Consider the following 14,867-nt stretch of genomic DNA (forward strand, 5'->3'; position numbering starts at 1 on the left):
GCGGTCAGCGTCCTTCCTCGATCCAGGTGGCCTTCGGGCCGTCGAGCACGATGTCCCAGTGGTAGCCGAGCGAGAACTCCGGCACCGACAGGCTGTGGTCGTAGGTGGCGACCAGCCGCTGCCGGGCGGCGTCGTCGGTCACGGACTGCAGGATCGGGTCGTAGGGGAAGAGCGGGTCGTTGGGGAAGTACATCTGCGTCACGAGCCGCTGGGTGAAGGCCGAGCCGAAGACGGAGAAGTGGATGTGCGCCGGGCGCCAGGCGTTGACGTGGTTGCGCCAGGGGTAGGGGCCCGGCTGGATGGTGGTGAAGCGGTAGAACCCGTCCGCGTCAGTCAGGGTACGGCCCACACCGGTGAAGTTGGGGTCCAGCGGCGCGTCGTGCTGCTCGCGCTGGTGGGCGTACCGGCCGGCGGAGTTGGCCTGCCAGATCTCGACGAGCTGGCCGCGCACCGGGCGCCCGTCGCGGTCCAGCAGCCGGCCCGAGACGGTGATCCGCTCGCCGACCGGCTCCCCGGTGTGCTGCCGGGTGAGGTCGTTGTCGATCCCGGTGATGTCCCGCTCGCCGAAGGCGGGCGAGGACAGCTCCACCAGTTCCGGGTCCTTGCTGACGTCGATGGCGACCAGCGGCTGCCTGGGGTGGCGCAGGACCGAGGACCGGTAGGGGGCGTAGTCACGGCGCGGGTGGTGCTCGACGGGCGCGCCGCCGGCGACCCGCTTCTCGTACGCGGCGTGCTCGGCCGCGATCTCCTGGTCGATGTCGTGCTGGGTGAGAGCCATGGGTTTTCCTAGCGTTCGAGGGCCAGGGCGAGGTCCTGGTCCACGCCGACGGAGGCGCACAGCCGGTTGACGGTGACGCCGGGTACGGAGGTGGGCAGGCCGGCCAGGAGCGCGCCCGTGCGGGCGACGTCGCGGTGGTCCTCGCCGGCGCCGGCGCCGCCGGCACCGGCGAAGTACATGTCCTCGATCCGGGCCGGGTCGAGCGAGGGCTCACGGGCGGCGAGTTCGCGGATCACGCGGGCGGCCAGGCCGTCCGGGCGGACGGCGGCGAGGCCGCCGCCGTACCCGCCGAACGGGGTCCGCACGGCGTCGACGACGCAGACGTCCCTCACGAGCACCCCTTCGCGACGGTCAGCTCGGCGTCGGTCTTCGCGGCGATCTCGTCCACGGTCACGCCGGGCGCGGTCTCGACGAGCACGAGCCCGTCGCCGGTCACGTCCAGCACGCCCAGGTCGGTGATGATCCGGTTCACGCAGGCCCTGCCCGTCAGCGGCAGCGTGCACTCCTCAAGGATCTTGGGCGAGCCGTCCTTGGCGGTGTGCGTCATGGCGACGATGACCGTGCGCGCGCCGTGCACCAGGTCCATCGCCCCGCCGATCCCGGTGATCATCTTGCCGGGCACGGCCCAGTTGGCCAGGTCGCCGCGGGCCGAGACCTGCATGGCGCCCAGCACGGCGACGTCGATGTGCCCGCCGCGGATCATGGAGAAGGACAGCGCCGAGTCGAAGAAGGAGGCGCCGGGCAGGACCGTGACGGTTTCCTTGCCCGCGTTGATCAGGTCCGGGTCGACCTGGTCCTCGGCCGGGTAGGGGCCGGTGCCCAGGATGCCGTTCTCCGACTCCAGGACCACCTCGACGCCCTCGGGCAGGTGATTGGGGATCAGGGTCGGCAGGCCGATGCCGAGGTTGACGTAACTGCCGTCCTTCAGCTCGCGCGCCGCGCGGGCCGCCATCTCTTCGCGCGTCCAGGCCATCAGGCGTTCACCGTCTTCCCCGCGGCGGGCGCGGACACCGTCCGCTTCTCGATCTGCTTGTCTGCGGCCTGCTCCGGCGTGAGCGCCACCACCCGCTGGACGAAGATGCCCGGCAGGTGCACCGCGTCCGGGTCGATGCCGCCGGGCTCGACCAGCTCCTCCACCTCGGCGATCGTCACCCGTCCGGCCATCGCGGCCAGCGGGTTGAAGTTGCGGGCGGACTTGCCGAAGACCAGGTTGCCGTGCCGGTCGCCCTTCGCGGCCCGCACGAGGGCGAAGTCGGTGCGGATGCCGCGCTCCAGCACGTACTCGGCGCCGTCGAACTCGCGGACCTCCTTCGGCGGCGAGGCGAGGGCGACCCCGCCCTGCCCGTCGTAGCGCCAGGGCAGCCCGCCGTCGGCGACCTGCGTGCCCACGCCGGCCGGGGTGTAGAAGGCGGGGATGCCGGCGCCGCCGGCGCGCAGCCGCTCGGCGAGGGTGCCCTGCGGGATCAGCTCGACCTCGAGCTCGCCGGCCAGGTACTGGCGGGCGAACTCCTTGTTGGCGCCGATGTAGGAGCCGGTCACCCGGGCGATCCGGCCCGCCGAGAGCAGCACGGCCAGCCCGCACTCCATCGCCCCGCAGTTGTTGGAGACGACCGACAGCCCGCCGACCCCGCGCTCGTACAGCGCCTGGATCAGCACGTTCGGCACCCCGCTGAGTCCAAAACCGCCCACCGCCAGCGACGCGCCGTCCGGCACGTCCGCCACCGCCTCCACGGCTGTGGCGACCACCTTGTCCATCGAAACAAGCCCCATCTCTACCGAGCGTTCAGCGGCCGGTTAGTCAGCGCACTGAGTATTTCCGCGAGGTTTCCCACACGCTGCCACCGGTGACCTGAGTCGTCAAGGCCCCAATGAACCAGGTGTGGGCGGCGGGTGGAACGCGGATCGGACATCGGTGCATCCGGCGAAGCTGGTCACCCGAGTGGGGGTATCGTTCAGTGCACCTACGAATCGTGCCAGCTGGAACGACACGGCCGGACCGACGGAATCACGCCAAGGAGCGCACATGGGCGCGGTGGACCTCACGACCCACCCCGGGCATCTGGCCCGGCGGCTCCAGCAGGCGCACTACCTGCTGTGGAACACGATGGTCTCCGAGGAGATCACCTCGCCGCAGTTCGCGGTCCTGAACACGCTCGTCGCCGAGCCCGGGCTGGACCAGCGCACGGTGGGGGAGCGCGTGGGCCTGGACCGCTCCACCATCGCCGAGGTCGTCAGCCGGCTCGGCCGCCGCGGTCTGCTGGACAAGGTGCGCGACCCGCAGGACGGCCGGCGCTCCCTGCTGCGCCCGACCGAGGAGGGGCAGCGCACGCACCGCAGGCTCAGCGTGCGCACGGCCCGGATGAACCAGGTCTTCCTGGCCCCGCTCGATCCGGAGGAGCAGACCCAGTTCTTCGACCTGATCCGGCGGGTCGCGGACGCGGCGGAGGGCCTGCGCAACCCCGGGGAGCCCGTGCCCGCACGGTCCTGAGCCCCGGGACCCGGGCGGGACGTCCGGGTCCCGGCGGCCGACCGCTCGGCCCGGCCGCGTGCGACGCGGCGCCGGTTGGGCGGGCGGCGCCGGGGTACCCGGCCGCGCACTGACACGACGGAGGGAGCTCGACGGGATGAAGGCCGTGACCTGGCAGGGCAAGCGCGACGTCCGTGTGGAGGAGGTGCCCGACCCGAAGATCGAGGAGCCGACGGACGCCGTCATCCGGATCACCTCGAGCGGTCTGTGCGGCTCCGACCTGCACCTGTACGAGGTGCTGACCCCGTTCATGACACCCGGCGACATCCTCGGCCACGAGCCGATGGGCATCGTCGAGGAGGTCGGCCCGGAGGTCACCGGCCTGAAGCCGGGCGACCGGGTCGTGGTGCCGTTCCAGATCTCCTGCGGCCGCTGCTACATGTGCTCCTCGGGACTGCAGACCCAGTGCGAGACGACCCAGGTCACCAGCGAGGGCATGGGCGCCGCCCTGTTCGGTTACACCCGGCTGTACGGCGCGGTGCCGGGCGCCCAGGCCGAGTACCTGCGCGTCCCGCAGGCGCACTACGGCCCGATCAAGGTCCCGGAGGGGCCGGCGGACGACCGCTTCGTCTACCTGTCGGACGTGCTGCCGACCGCCTGGCAGGCCGTCGCCTACGCCGACGTGCCGCGCGGCGGCACGGTCGCCGTGCTCGGCCTCGGGCCGATCGGTGACATGGCCTGCCGGATCGCACTCGCGCGGGGCGCCGCCCGGGTGTTCGGCGTCGACCTCGTGCCCGAGCGGCTCGCCCGGGCGCGCGGCCGGGGTGTGGAGACGTTCGACCTGCGCGACTTCGACAACGAGAAGGAACTCGTCGCCGCCATCCAGGACGAGACCGAGGGCCGCGGGCCCGACGCCGTCATCGACGCGGTCGGCACCGAGGCGCACGGCAGCGTAGCCGCCCGGCTGGTCCAGCAGACCGCCGCGGTGCTGCCGCGGGCCCTGAGCGGGCCGATCGCCGAGCGCTTCAGCGTCGACCGGATGGCCGCCCTGTACACCGCCATCGAGCTGGTCCGCCGCGGCGGCACCATCTCGCTGTCCGGCGTCTACGGCGGCATGGCCGACCCGATGCCCATGCTGACCCTCTTCGACAAGCAGATCCAGATGCGGATGGGCCAGGCCAACGTCCGCCGCTGGACCGACGACATCCTGCCCTACCTGACGGACGAGGACCCGCTCGGTGTGGACGACTTCGCCACCCACAAGGTGTCGCTGGCGGACGCGCCGCACGCGTACGAGATGTTCCAGAAGAAGCAGGACGGCGCGGTGAAGGTGCTGATCAAGCCCTGACACCCGCCTGCTGGGGACCGCCCGGGCCCGCGCCTTTCGTGGAGGACCCACCCGGCCCGCGCCCCCGCGCCTCCCGGGCCCGCCCGGGCCCATTCCCGGTCTCCGGGAACACGCGGCGGCTGAGCTCACACATCGCGGCGGTCTGACGCTCGACTGCCTGCGCGATGTCCGGGTCAGCCAGGCGCGGCGGGGCGGCCTGCCGGTGCGCGGCGAGCGCGCGGTGACAGCCGTCCGAGGTCCAGGGAAAATGATCGCCGGGGCCACGGCCTGAAGTGGCTGGGGCCCCGGCGGGGTCACCGCGTCAGCGGATCATGACAGCGGCGGGTAGGCGTTCTGCATCAGCTGCTGGAACTGGGCGGAGAACCAGTGCCCAGCCACCGGAGCGTTCGGCAGTGCGCCCGTTGGGTTGTTGCCGTTGCGGGCATTGCCGCCGTACGTCGGGTCGCACATCCGGTCGAAGCCCTTGCCCTCGTCGTTGGGGACGGCGGAGCTGGACCCGTCGGACTCGCCCGGCGGCTTGACCCAGACGTAGGCGTCGACTCCGGCGGCGGGAGCGGCGGTGGGCCGCAGTCCGAGGCCTGCGCCGCTCTGGTTGCACCAGTTCCCGGCGTGGATGCGCCGGTCGATGCGGCTGCCGTTGACGTAGTCGTCGACGGAGGTCTGCGGACCGGGGCCGGTGGGCCGGGCGGAGCCGCCCCAGCCGTTGCGGGAGGTGTCGATCAGCATGCCGAGGCCGGAGTTGAAGCCGGCCGCGACGAGCTTGTCGCGCAGCGCCTGGGCGAAGGACTGCTCGTCCACGTACTGGTTCCAGTCCACCCACTTCGACTGCCGCACCGACTGCCCGTTGACGGTGTCGGTGACCTTGAAGTTCGGCTCCTTGGTGGGGCTGTAGTTGGCGGTGTTGACGATGAACCCGGCGACATCGTTCACGCTTGCGCCGTTGGTCGTGGCGACCTTGGCGAACTCCTGGACGGCGGGGCCGAGGTTGGAGTCCCAGCCGAGCCAGCTGTGGTGACCGGCGTCGATGTAGTTGTAGACGTTGGGGATGGCGCCGAGCTTGTCCAGGGCGTAGGAGACGCCCTTCTCGTAGTTGCCGTTGCTCTTCATGGTCACGCAGGCGTCGGTGGTGGTGTTGGTGCCGCCGGCGTTGGTGACCAGGTTGGGCAGCGAGTCGGGCTCGATGACGGTGGCGATCCGCAGCCCCGCGTACTTCGACTCGGAGAGGATCGAGGCGACCGGGTCGATGTACTCGGACTTGTACTTGTCGATGTCGTTCGGCCCGAGTTCGCCGTTGGAGGCCAGAGCGGCGCAGTCACGGCCGGGCAGGTCGTAGATGACCAACTGCACGACGAGGTCGCCGGAGCCCTTCTGCTTCAGCGCCTCGTCGAGGTGGGCGCGCAGGCCCATGCCGCCGTTGACGCCGTTGATGGCGGCGATCCTGTCGAGCCAGACGGCGGTGGGCTGGTCGGCGATGCGGCTGCCGCCCGGTTCGGCGGCGGCCTTCGCGGACCACTCGGGGTTCACGTACACCTTGGCGCCGGTGTAGGGGTTGTCGACGCGATCGCCGGTGTCGCCACCGCCGCCGCCAGTGCCTCCGCCGGTGCCGCCCCCGCTACCTCCGCCAGTGCCGCCCCCGCTGTCGACGTTGCAGGTGACGCCGTCGAGCGTGAATGTGGCGGGCACGCTGTTGGTGCCGCTGTAGGAGCCGTTGAAGCGGAAGCCGACCGCGCCCCCGCTCGGGAGGGTGCCGTTGTTGCTCTCGTTGGCGGCGGTGACGTCGGCACCGTTCTGGCTGATCTTCGCGTTCCAGCCGTTGGTGATCTTCTGGTTTCCGGCGTACGACCACTTCACCGACCAACCCGACTTGGCGGCCGCGTTGTTGGTGATGGTCACGGCGGCGGTGAAGCCGGTGTCCCACTGGCTCTGGATCTTGTAATCGACGGTGCAGGGGATGGCCGAGGTGGCAGCGTCGGCCTGACCGACGACGAGCGCCGTCCCCGACAACCCGGCGACCAGCGCCAGGGCTGCGAGCAGCGATGTCCTGGTGTGACTCATGAGTGCGGGTTTCCTTCTTCCTGTGGGGAGTTACGGGTTGAGGGCGCGCAGGTGATCACGCAACCCGACGCCGTACGCGGTGGGTGTGCCGTCGTAGGCGGAGATCAGTGAGGGCCCGGAGGAGCAGTCCCAGGTGTTCCAGGTCCAGCCGAGGTAGGACATGTTGTGGTCGTCGAACCACTTCACGACCTGGTCGGCGAAGGAGTGCGAGCAGGTGTTTCCCGCCGATCTCTCCGGCGACCAGCGGCACCTTGGCGGCGACCGGGGCGAGGGTGGAGCTCCAGCAGCCGGCGCTCACGCAGGCGTTGAAGTCGTAGACGTGGTATGCGGCGGTGAGATTGCCCGCCGGATCGGCCGGCTCGTACGTCAGCCACTGGCTGAGATCGTTGGAGTAGGCGAGCCCGCCGGCCATGACGACGTTCTTCGCGCCTGCTCCACGTACGGCGTCGACCAGATCCTGCATGCCGGCGACCTCGTACCCGATGCCGGGGCAGCTGCCGCCGTCGCGCCAGCACTACCACGCCTGGGTGGTCGTGGTGGTGGCGCGGTCCGGGGAGGGCTCGTTGAACAGGTCGAACACGACCGCCTGGTCGTCCTTGAAGACGCTCGCGGCCGAGGACCAGAAGAACGGCGCGTACGCGCGTCCGGCATGGGCTTCTGACAGCCCGCGTGCACGTCCGAGCAGCCGGCCGAGTTACCGGTGTACTGACCGTACGTCCAGTGCAGGTCGAGAATCGGGGCCAGGCCGTGTGCCTCGGCGCGAGCAACCACGTCCTTGACGGCGTTGATGTAGGCGGCGCAGCCGTACTCGGGCTTGATGTGGGAAAGTCCCAGCCAGCATTCCTCGTTGAGCGGGATGCGGATCGCGTCCGCCTTCCAGTCGGTGATCGCTTTGATCGCCGCGTCGTCCATCGGCCCGTCCCAGATGCCGCGGCCCTGTACGCACATGAACTCGCCGCCGGAGCGGTTCACACCGAGCAGTCGGCGCGTTGTGCCGTCGGCGTCCACGAGCTTGCTGCCCGACACGCGCAGCGCAGGCGCGGTGCCGTTCGACGGTGGCGGATCGGTGGGCGGCGGATCGGTCGGCGGCGGTGTCGTGGGACCGGTGTCCACGTTGCAGGTGGTGCCGTTGAGCTGGAACGCCACCGGCACGGCGTTGCTGCCCGACCAGGAGCCGACGAAGCCTGCGCTGACACTCGCCCCGGAGCCGAGGGAGCCGTTCCAGCTCTCGTTGCCGGCGGTGACGGTGGTGCCGGACTGGGACCACTCGGCGTTCCAGCCCCGGGTGACCTTCTGACCGCTCGCGAAGTCGAAGGTGAGCTTCCGACTGCTCAGCGCAGCCAGGTTGTTGGTGATCTTCGCCAAGCCCTGGAAGCCGCTGTCCCACTGGCTGGTGACCGAGTACTCCACCGAGCAGGCGGGCTGTGCTCCCTGCGCCGCCACCACCGGAATAGTCATGCCCCCGACAAAAGCGAACGCGCCGACGACGGCTAAAAGTACTGAACGCGGGGGGTGTCGCATGAGCGACTCCTTGCAGCTTGGCGCGCCGTGACGGACGCGTCGACTGATTGGAACCGCTCCCACTGGTGCGGACGAAGGTAGCGTCAACCGGGCGGGTTTCCTAGGGGCTTGCGAAATATTTCGATCCGACCTGCAGCTTTGGCCTTTCAACTCCTCAACGCCTTGACCGCACCCACCTCCACCCGCACGATGGGAGCGCTCCCACTGGTTTCAAGTCTTGACCTCTCCGCGTGAGCCGCGTGATCAAGGAGGAACCAGCACATGGATCCCGGACGTAAGCGCAGAGCCTTACGGCGGATGTGGACCGCCGTGGCGGCCGCGTTCGCCCTGCCCCTGTCGATGCTCGCCACCGGCGCAACCACCGCACAGGCGGCGGGCGTTCAGTGCAGCGTCGATTACAAGACCAACGACTGGGGCTCCGGCTTCACCGCCGACCTCACCATCACCAACCGCGGCACCGCCGCGATCGACGGCTGGACGCTGACGTACAGCTACTCGGGCAACCAGAAGCTGAGCAACGGCTGGAACGGCGCCTGGTCGCAGTCCGGCCAGGCGATCACCGTGAAGGACGCGGGCTCCAACGGCAAGATCGCCGCGGGCGCCGCCGTTTCCACGGGAGCGCAGTTCAGCTACAGCGGCACCAACACCGCCCCCACCAGCTTCGCGATCAACGGCACCACCTGCACGGGTGCGCACCAGCCGCCGATCACCGTGCTGACCAGTCCGAAACCGGGCGCGGTGTACACCCGGCGTGACCCGGTCCCGCTCGCGGCGACCGCGGCGGTGGCCGACAACGCGACGATCAGCAAGGTCGAGTTCTACGACGACACCACGCTGCTGGGCACGGACACCACGGCGCCGTACTCACTCTCGGCCTCAAGTTTGACCGTGGGCAGTCATTCCCTGGTGGCGAAGGCGTACGACAGCCTGGGCGCGTCCGCGGAGTCCACGCCGGTCGGCATCACGGTTGCCTCGGGCCCCGCCGTGGTGGCCTCGACGACCCAGCTGGCGGTGCAACAGGGCAAGACGGGAACGTACGAGGTGAAGCTGTCGACCCAGCCGTCCTCGAACGTCACCGTCAACACCGCACGGGTGAGCGGTAATTCGGGTCTGTCGGTGACGGGCGGCGCCTCGCTCACCTTCACCCCGTCGAACTGGAACACTCCGCAGAAGGTGACCATCACCGCCGACAGCTCCGGCACCGGCGCGGCGACCTTCCAGTCGACGGCCGCCGGGTTGTCCAAGGCGACAGTCACCGTGACGCAGATCGGCGGCACGAAGGCGTACGACGCCCGCTTCCTGGAGCTCTACGGGAAGATCACCAACCCGGCGAACGGCTACTTCTCACCCGAGGGCGTCCCCTACCACTCGGTGGAGACGCTGATCGTGGAGGCGCCGGACCACGGTCATGAGACCACGTCGGAGGCCTACAGCTATCTGCTGTGGCTGCAGGCGATGTACGGCAAGGTCACGGGTGACTGGTCGAAGTTCAACGGTGCCTGGGAGCTCATGGAAAAGTACATGATCCCGACCCACGCCGACCAGCCGACCAACTCCTTCTACAACGCCTCCAAGCCCGCCACCTTCGCCCCGGAGGCGGACACGCCGAACGAGTATCCGACAAAGCTGGACCAGTCCGTGCCGGTGGGTTCGGATCCGCTTGCCGGTGAACTCAAGTCGACGTACAACACCGACGATGTCTACGGCATGCACTGGCTGGAGGACGTCGACAACGTCTACGGCTACGGCGACACCCCCGGCGGGACCTGCGAGGGCGGGCCGACCGCCAAGGGGCCCTCGTACATCAACACCTTCCAGCGCGGCCCGCAGGAGTCGGTATGGGAGACGATTCCGCAGCCGACCTGCGAAGCCTTCAAGTACGGCGGCAAGAACGGCTACCTGGACCTGTTCACCGGTGACTCGTCGTACGCCAGGCAGTGGAAGTACACCGACGCCCCGGACGCCGACGCGCGTGCCGTGCAGGCCGCGTACTGGGCGGATGTGTGGGCCAAGCAGCAGGGCAAGGGCAGTGACGTCTCCGCGACCATCGGCAAGGCCGCGAAGATGGGCGACTACCTGCGCTACGCCATGTACGACAAGTACTTCAAGAAGATCGGCAACTGCGTCGGCCCGTCCACCTGCGCGGCCGGCACCGGCAAGGACGCCTCGCACTACCTTCTGTCCTGGTACTACGCCTGGGGCGGCTCGAACGACACGAGCGGCGGCTGGGCCTGGCGCATCGGCTCCAGCTACGCCCACAGCGGCTACCAGAACCCGCTGGCCGCCTACGCGCTCAGCTCCTACGCCGCCCTGAAGCCCAAGTCGGCCACCGGGGCGGCGGACTGGAACAAGTCGCTGGACCGGCAGCTGGAGTTCTACCGGTGGCTGCAGTCGTCCGAGGGCGCCATCGCGGGCGGTGCGACCAACAGCTGGGCGGGCCGGTACGCGACGCCGCCGGCCGGGAAGTCGACGTTCTACGGCATCTACTACGACGAGCAGCCCGTCTACCACGACCCGCCGTCCAACCAGTGGTTTGGCTTCCAGGCGTGGTCGATGGAGCGGGTCGCCGAGCTCTACCAGCAGACGGGCAACGCCCAGGCGAAGGCGGTCCTCGACAAGTGGGTGAAGTGGGCGCTGTCCAAGACCACGATCAACCCGGACGGCACCTACCGGATCCCGTCGACGCTCCAGTGGTCAGGCCAGCCCGATACCTGGAACGCCTCGAGTCCCGGCGCCAACAGCGGACTTCACGTCACCGTCGCCGACTACACCAACGACGTCGGCGTGGCCGCCGCGTACGCCAAGGTCCTGACGTACTACGCCGCCAAGTCCGGTGACGCGACGGCGAAGTCCACGGCGAAAGCGCTGCTGGACGGCATGTGGAACAACTACCAGGACAGCCTGGGCATCGCCGTCCCCGAAACCCGCAGTGACTACAGCCGTTTCAATGACAGCGTGTACGTGCCGGGTGGCTGGAGCGGCACGATGCCCAGCGGCGACGCGATCAACTCCACGTCCACCTTCCTCGCGCTGAGGTCCTTCTACAAGAACGATCCGGCCTGGTCGAAGATCGAGGCCTACCTCAAGGGCGGCGCCGCACCCGTCTTCACCTACCACCGGTTCTGGGCCCAGGCGGACATCGCCCTGGCCATGGGGTCGTACGCGGAGCTACTCGAATAGCCCACGCCTGGCTCCGCGTGCGTGACCCCGTCACAAGGAGACGGGGTCATCCGGCCGGGCGGCCCCACCCGCACAGGGGGCCGCCCGGCCGCCATGCCGATCCGAGCGCGCCGGTGGCGGGTTCGCCACCGGCGATGCCTCTCACGCATGCCCGCCCCACCGCTATCGACGGGAGCGCTCCCAAACCTCACATGTCCAGGTGAACGGGGCCCACGCACCGCCCTGCGGCTCCCACAGCAGTGACAGGTGAGGCGAGCTCGGCCGGGAGGGAAGGGGAAGCGCTGTCCTGATCCATGCGGCCAGGTCGCTCGCCGGTTCCCGTGCCCCTGGCAAAGTCGTGTGTTCGCGCCTCCGCCCCCCGTAAGATCGGTGATCTCGTGGGGGAGGTGGTCATGGGCAGACGGCGCCCGGGGACGCCGACGCTGGAGGAGGTGGCTGCCCGCGCCGGGGTGGGACGCGGCACGGTCTCCCGCGTCATCAACAACGCGGCAGGCGTGAAGGAGTCGACGCGCCGGACGGTGCAGCGAGCCATCGAGGAACTGGGGTATGTGCCCAACCTCGCGGCCCGTTCCCTGGCCGGGCGACGGGCCGACGCGGTCGCCCTGGTCATGACGGAGCCGGACTGGCGACAGTTCGCTGAGCCCTTCTTCTCCGAAATCGTCAGCTCGCTCGGGGACGCACTGTCCGGCACCGGAATGCAGCTGATGCTGACCCTGGTCCGCTCGGATGCCGAGCGGCAGCGCTTCCTCGAGTACGCGCGCGGCGGCCGGGTCGACGGCGTCCTCCTGATGTCCGTGCACGCCGGCGATCCACTGCCGGACATGCTTGCCGAGGCCCGGTTGCCGACCGTGCTGCTGGGGCGCCGCTCCGGCGACGAGTACGTCAGTTACGTAGACGTGGACAACGTCGGCGGAGCCCGCAGTGCCATCTCCCATCTGTTGGAGCGAGGCCGCCGAGCGATCGCCACCATTACCGGGCCGGCCGACATGTACGTGACGCAGTGCCGACTGCGCGGCTACCAGGAGGCTTTGGCCCTGGCGGGCCTGAAGGGCGAGCAGACCCTCGTCGCCGAAGGTGACTTCACGACGGAGAGCGGGCGCCGTGCCATGGCCGCGCTCCTGCGGCGGCATCCGGAGATCGACGGCGTCCTCGCCGCGTCGGACACCACGGCTGCGGGAGCTCTGGAGACGCTGCACTCGGCTGGGCGTCGGGTGCCGGACGACGTCGCCGTGATCGGTTTCGACGACTTTCCGCTGGCTCAGCGGACCACACCGCGGCTGACCACGGTGCGTCAGCCGATCGAGGCGATGGGGCGGGCCATGGTCCGGCTGCTCCTGGAGGAGATGGAGGAGGGCGCCGTGGCCTGGCGGCATGTCATCCTCCGCACGGAGTTGACGGTGCGCGAGTCCACCTGACCGTCGCCGGGCGATATTTCCCGGGAGCGCTCCCGACACCAGCACACGACGCCGCGGGCCTGTTCCTGACCTGCGCCTCTCAGACCGGTTCGCACCCGTTCCGTCGAGAGCCTTGTCATGAACCTGAACCGTCTCTAGTGTCCGTGCCGAGCACAAGGAATGGGAGCGCTCCCATACCCTTCTTCGGGAGCGCCCCCGCACCCTCACCCCAGAGGATCAGCATGCGACCTGCATCCCACCATGCCCGCGGCGCGCGGGGCCTGCTCGGCGCGCTGCTCACCTCTCTCGTCTCGCTCGCCGCGCTCCTGACCACCGCGTCGGGGGCACACGCGGACACCACGATCTGCGAACAGTTCGGGTCGACGACCATCCAGGGCCGCTACGTCGTCCAGAACAACCGCTGGGGCACCAGCGCCACGCAGTGCATCGCCGTCACCGACTCCGGGTTCAGGATCACCCAGGCCGACGGATCCGTCCCCACGAACGGCGCTCCGAAGTCCTACCCGTCCGTCTTCAACGGCTGCCACTACACCAACTGCTCGCCCGGCACCAACCTCCCCGCTCAGCTCAGCATCATCTCCAGCGCGCCCACGAGCACCTCGTACAGCTATGTGAACGACGCGGTGTACGACGCCGCCTACGACATCTGGCTCGACCCCACGCCCCGCACCGACGGCGTGAACCGAACCGAGATCATGATCTGGTTCAACAAGGTCGGCTCCGTCCAGCCCGTGGGCTCCCCGGTCGGCTCCGCCACCGTGGGCGGGCGCGAGTGGCAGGTGTGGTCCGGCAACAACGGCTCCAACGACGTGCTGTCGTTCGTCGCACCGTCGGCGATCAGCAGCTGGAGCTTCGACGTCATGGACTTCGCCCGGCAGGCCGTCTCCCGCGGACTGGCACAGAACAGCTGGTACCTGACCAGCATTCAGTCGGGCTTCGAACCCTGGCAGAACGGCACGGGCCTCGCCCTGACCTCGTTCTCCTCGACCGTCAACAAGGGCTCCTCCGGCGATCCGGGCGGCCCCGGCGGCTCCACGGCCTGCAAGGTGGCGTACACCAAGAACGTCTGGCAGGGCGGCTTCACCGCCGACGTCACCGTCACCAACGCCAGTAGCTCCCCAGTGAACGGCTGGAAGCTCGCGTTCGCCCTGCCCTCCGGACAGCAGATCACCAGCGCCTGGAATGCGAACGTCTCCCCCTCGTCGGGAGCTGTCACAGCGAGCAACGTCGGCTACAACCAGCAGATCACCGCCGGCGGCCAGGCGTCCTTCGGTTCCAGGGCACCTACAGCGGTACCTTCGCCAAGCCCTCAGGCAGCAGCCTGAACGGCACCGCCTGCACCACCGCTTGACCTACGCCCACCCACACCGGGGCCCGCCGCGTCCACCACACGGACCGGCGGGCCCCGCTCCTCCCACCACCCGCCGGCTGAGCCCACTTCCGCGAAGCCCAGGTCCCTGGCGCGTTCGGCTTCGCCGCGCAGTCCGTCCACGTCGTCCAGGTCGAAGAAGGGGGAGTCGATGGCGCAGATGTCTGCGGCGGCGCCGCTGGTGACCAGCGCGGACCGGGCGTGCAGCATCGCTTCCCGGCCCTCGGACCAGCCGAGGGCGGTCGCGTAGTCGGCCGTCCCGGACACCACCCCGGCGATGCGCCCGGCCCGCACGATCGACGGCAGGTCCTGAAGCGCACGCGGAGTCTCGGTCGGCGCATACGGGTGCGGCGTGTAGTCGGGGGCGTCGAGGGCCCCGGCGGTGATCTCGATGCCCCGGGCCGACTCGACCTTGGGGATCAGCACGACGTCCGGTCGGACCGGGTAGTCGGCGATGACTACCCGGTCGAGGATGCCGTCGCGGGTGGTGGGAGAACTGATCCGGACCCCGAGGACGCAACCGGCCGCTGCGGTGAAGAACGCAGCGGCGGTCTGGCGGGCCTCCGCCTTCACTGCGGCAGGGACGGAGTCCTCCAGGTCGATCAGGGCGACGTCCGCGCCGCAGCCGTGCGCGGCCGGGAAGCGGGCGGGGGTGTGGGCGGGGGTGACGAACCACACCCCGGCCGGCGCCAGCGTCCTCGTCATCGGCTCGCCCCCTGCGCTGCAAGGGTGAG

General features: G+C 69.8%; 9 protein-coding genes and 3 pseudogenes. 5 read left to right on the forward strand and 7 right to left on the reverse strand.

The features are described from left to right. Positions 1-4: 4 nt before the first annotated feature. The 4 genes and pseudogenes from pcaH to ABZ920_RS12795 form a co-directional block, all read right to left on the reverse strand. A complete protein-coding gene (gene pcaH, locus ABZ920_RS12780) occupies positions 5-778 on the reverse strand; it encodes a protocatechuate 3,4-dioxygenase subunit beta (RefSeq protein ID WP_361502537.1) in 774 nt (257 codons plus the stop codon). Positions 779-828: 50 nt separating this feature from the next. Next, positions 829-1,110 (reverse strand): annotated as a pseudogene (locus ABZ920_RS12785) (3-oxoadipyl-CoA thiolase); the annotation flags it as partial. Continuing rightward, on the reverse strand, positions 1,107-1,751 hold the full coding sequence (locus ABZ920_RS12790; protein WP_361502540.1) for a CoA transferase subunit B: 645 nt from the start codon (positions 1,749-1,751) through the stop codon (positions 1,107-1,109). The pseudogene ABZ920_RS12785 and the gene ABZ920_RS12790, both read right to left, overlap by 4 nt. Then, on the reverse strand, positions 1,751-2,533 hold the full coding sequence (locus ABZ920_RS12795; protein WP_361502703.1) for a CoA transferase subunit A: 783 nt from the start codon (positions 2,531-2,533) through the stop codon (positions 1,751-1,753). The genes ABZ920_RS12790 and ABZ920_RS12795 overlap by 1 nt, the downstream gene beginning before the upstream one ends. Positions 2,534-2,801: 268 nt before the next feature. On the opposite strand from ABZ920_RS12795, the gene ABZ920_RS12800 reads away from it, so the two are divergent. Both ABZ920_RS12800 and ABZ920_RS12805 read left to right on the forward strand, forming a co-directional pair. Further along, entirely contained in the window at positions 2,802-3,266 is a 465-nt protein-coding gene (locus tag ABZ920_RS12800; protein ID WP_361502543.1) for a MarR family transcriptional regulator, read from the forward strand. 136 nt (positions 3,267-3,402) lie between these two features. Further along, a complete protein-coding gene (locus tag ABZ920_RS12805; RefSeq protein ID WP_361502546.1) occupies positions 3,403-4,593 on the forward strand; it encodes a zinc-dependent alcohol dehydrogenase in 1,191 nt (396 codons plus the stop codon). 309 nt (positions 4,594-4,902) lie between these two features. On the opposite strand, the gene ABZ920_RS12810 is transcribed toward ABZ920_RS12805, so the two are convergent. Both ABZ920_RS12810 and ABZ920_RS12815 read right to left on the reverse strand, forming a co-directional pair. Further along, a complete protein-coding gene (locus ABZ920_RS12810; RefSeq protein WP_361502549.1) occupies positions 4,903-6,648 on the reverse strand; it encodes a glycoside hydrolase family 6 protein in 1,746 nt (581 codons plus the stop codon). Between the two features lie 30 nt (positions 6,649-6,678). Further along, positions 6,679-8,169, reverse strand: a pseudogene (locus ABZ920_RS12815) (cellulase family glycosylhydrolase). A gap of 261 nt (positions 8,170-8,430) precedes the next feature. On the opposite strand from ABZ920_RS12815, the gene ABZ920_RS12820 reads away from it, so the two are divergent. The 3 genes and pseudogenes from ABZ920_RS12820 to ABZ920_RS12830 all read left to right on the forward strand — a co-directional run bounded on the left by ABZ920_RS12820 (position 8,431) and on the right by ABZ920_RS12830 (position 14,115). After that, entirely contained in the window at positions 8,431-11,349 is a 2,919-nt protein-coding gene (locus tag ABZ920_RS12820) for a glycoside hydrolase family 48 protein (RefSeq protein WP_361502552.1), read from the forward strand. Between the two features lie 392 nt (positions 11,350-11,741). Next, on the forward strand, positions 11,742-12,764 hold the full coding sequence (locus ABZ920_RS12825; RefSeq protein ID WP_361502555.1) for a LacI family DNA-binding transcriptional regulator: 1,023 nt from the start codon (positions 11,742-11,744) through the stop codon (positions 12,762-12,764). Between the two features lie 221 nt (positions 12,765-12,985). Continuing rightward, positions 12,986-14,115 (forward strand): annotated as a pseudogene (locus tag ABZ920_RS12830) (cellulose binding domain-containing protein). Here ABZ920_RS12830 and ABZ920_RS12835 read toward each other — a convergent pair. Continuing rightward, positions 14,074-14,838: an aldolase/citrate lyase family protein gene (locus ABZ920_RS12835; protein ID WP_361502558.1), complete on the reverse strand. Its 765-nt coding sequence runs from the start codon at positions 14,836-14,838 to the stop codon at positions 14,074-14,076. The pseudogene ABZ920_RS12830 and the gene ABZ920_RS12835 overlap by 42 nt on opposite strands. Positions 14,839-14,867 lie beyond the last annotated feature (29 nt).

The organism is Streptomyces sp. NPDC046831, assembly GCF_040645305.1.
GTDB lineage: Bacteria > Actinomycetota > Actinomycetes > Streptomycetales > Streptomycetaceae > Streptomyces.

Excerpts from the sequence above, each read along its gene's own strand:
- pcaH (WP_361502537.1), bottom strand. The coding sequence starts at position 778 with ATGGCTCTCACCCAGCACGACATCGACCAGGAGATCGCGGCCGAGCAC.
- ABZ920_RS12790 (WP_361502540.1), bottom strand. The coding sequence starts at position 1,751 with ATGGCCTGGACGCGCGAAGAGATGGCGGCCCGCGCGGCGCGCGAGCTG.
- ABZ920_RS12795 (WP_361502703.1), bottom strand. The coding sequence starts at position 2,533 with ATGGACAAGGTGGTCGCCACAGCCGTGGAGGCGGTGGCGGACGTGCCG.
- ABZ920_RS12800 (WP_361502543.1), top strand. The coding sequence starts at position 2,802 with ATGGGCGCGGTGGACCTCACGACCCACCCCGGGCATCTGGCCCGGCGG.
- ABZ920_RS12805 (WP_361502546.1), top strand. The coding sequence starts at position 3,403 with ATGAAGGCCGTGACCTGGCAGGGCAAGCGCGACGTCCGTGTGGAGGAG.
- ABZ920_RS12810 (WP_361502549.1), bottom strand. The coding sequence starts at position 6,648 with ATGAGTCACACCAGGACATCGCTGCTCGCAGCCCTGGCGCTGGTCGCC.
- ABZ920_RS12820 (WP_361502552.1), top strand. The coding sequence starts at position 8,431 with ATGGATCCCGGACGTAAGCGCAGAGCCTTACGGCGGATGTGGACCGCC.
- ABZ920_RS12825 (WP_361502555.1), top strand. The coding sequence starts at position 11,742 with ATGGGCAGACGGCGCCCGGGGACGCCGACGCTGGAGGAGGTGGCTGCC.
- ABZ920_RS12835 (WP_361502558.1), bottom strand. The coding sequence starts at position 14,838 with ATGACGAGGACGCTGGCGCCGGCCGGGGTGTGGTTCGTCACCCCCGCC.